General features: G+C 28.9%; 1 protein-coding gene. It reads right to left on the bottom strand.

What is annotated here, in order from left to right; all coding sequences use genetic code 11:
- Positions 1 to 2214, bottom strand: a 2214-nt coding sequence (locus JMN12_RS10125) for a hypothetical protein (RefSeq protein WP_203138977.1), incomplete at both ends; no start/stop codon positions are given.

Genomic DNA, 2214 nt, shown 5'->3' with positions numbered 1-2214 from the left:
ATCGTTGTTAACTGTGATATAAACGTTTTCTAAAGTGCCTATTTTTTTGTAACCTAATGTGTTATCAACTATTACAACACTTGGTGTAAGGAGTAATTTTTGACCGTCAAGAGCATCTAAATAGCGCAAAGAAGCTATTTCATACTCCATATTAGCTGCTACTATATAGGCTTTTAGGTCATTTTTAACTTTTGCAGTTGCTCCCTGAACAATTTGTTTAAACGAAGATTGTAGGTCTACTTCATATAGTAAGGCTTTTATTTCTGTTAATGCTTCTTTAGTAAAATGAATTCCTGATTTTGCAGTAGCTAAAAAAGAATTTAAACCTTTCTTTAATTCTACAGCTTTCTCTGGCACATTTATGAAAAAGTTTTTTATTTTTTGTAAATCTACAACAGCAATTGAGCTACCTACAGCTTTTACTAAAATCGCACCTCCAACCAAAGCATTGATCAGTCGTACACTTTCGACAAAATCTTTTCCTCCTTCAAGTTTTAAGAGGTCATTTTCGTATATTTCTACACCAATAGCTGAAGCTCCTAAAGTGATAGTAATAGCTTTAACAGCTGTAAAACTTTGTCCTCCAGTAGTAGCAGCTAATAAAATACCAGCGGTTTCTAAAGCTATTGTTAGTTGTTGTCCGCTTAGTTTTTTATGATGTTTTGCGGCAAAATTTTCAGCCCAAAACAGAGGAACAATTCGTACATCACCCTTTTTGATGTTAGCATATTCATAGGATTCATTGAAAAAGAGTATCACAAAATCAGAAAAAGGTTTTCCTGCTTTGTAATATATTACACTTTTATTGTTATTATCACTACATTCTTTTCTTTTTCTATTTTCTCCATAACTAAAGAAATATTGGTTTTTAGTATCTACATTTGGAATAATTGTTTGTAAATAATGACAATTTAATGGATATGAGCCACATTTATCAAAAACATTTATATAATCAAGAGCTATATGATTTACTGCAAAGTACTGAATAGAATTACTGTTGCAATCAATTCCTTGATTTATATTTCCATTTTTATTAATGCTATTTAAAATAACTTCTAGTTCTTGATATTGATCATAATAGTATTTTTTAGCCCATTTAGAGAAATAGTAATTGAAATATTCTTGATCTTCACTTTCTAATTTGTTGTATAAATGTTTTAATCCTCCTACATTACGAGAATTATCATTTAACAATGTAAGCAAATTAGTTTGAGTCTCAATAATGTTCTTTTCATCAAGTCCCATCAAAATAGAAGCTAATAATGCTCCGTGATGCTTGTCAAAACTATTACTATTGACAATATCAATAAATTTGCTCTTTACGTTTTCTTGATTTGATGAGGCTGCTAACCTACCTACAGCTTTATAAAGCTTTAAGCGAGTCGTTTCATCATCTACTTGGTCATATATATTTTGAAAATGAGATGATACAAAATGATTGAATAACTCATTATTTTGTTCTGTATTTTGATCATCTATAATTGAATTTAATAGTGTTACATAGAGTATTTCTTTATCTAAATCACTACCAAAAATTTTATTTATAAAGGAATTAGAGGTAGTAAGTTTTTGTTTTGAAAGTTTTTCAAGTAAAGAGAGTCTTGCTTTTACTCCTACTAAAGAAAAAGGGAGAGTTGGGTATTTTTGCAATTCTTCATAATTCTCTGTTTCTATATTTTTATTAAGAGCATTAAGCCATCTTTCTTTTCTTTCTTTATCATTAGCAAAGTTTAAAACGCTATTTTCAAAGATTGTTACATATTCATTGGAAACTACAATAATTATCCCATTGAAATCCTTATAGTTCAATACACGAGATGTTAAAATTTCTTGATCTTTAGCTGTTAAAGAAGCAAAAGAATAATAATATCTCACACTTTTTTGGTCGGGAGATTTTATTTTGCGAATACTATTACTAAAATTATCAAACTTTAAGTACTTATTAAAATACTTACCAACCCATAAGCTAAGATTAAGTTCATCACCATCTGTTGTTTTTATCTTACCAGAAGAATAGAAACCTGAATCCTCTAATTTTGAAAAACGCAATGTAACTTCTGGTAAAAAGTTAATCGTTTCATCAGATAATTCTTTTACCGCATAATCATAATTAGGCTTAAATGAATGAGCTTTTATATTTTCTATAAAACGAGACAATAAAAGAATATCACTTATTTGTTCCCCTTCACTTTGTCCTTGGAAAATACCTATTTT

This window comes from Capnocytophaga genosp. AHN8471 (assembly GCF_016806945.1).
In the GTDB taxonomy this organism is placed as follows: domain Bacteria; phylum Bacteroidota; class Bacteroidia; order Flavobacteriales; family Flavobacteriaceae; genus Capnocytophaga; species Capnocytophaga periodontitidis.
Note: the sequence above shows the minus strand (reverse complement) of the source record. Positions and strands in the feature narration are given on the sequence as shown.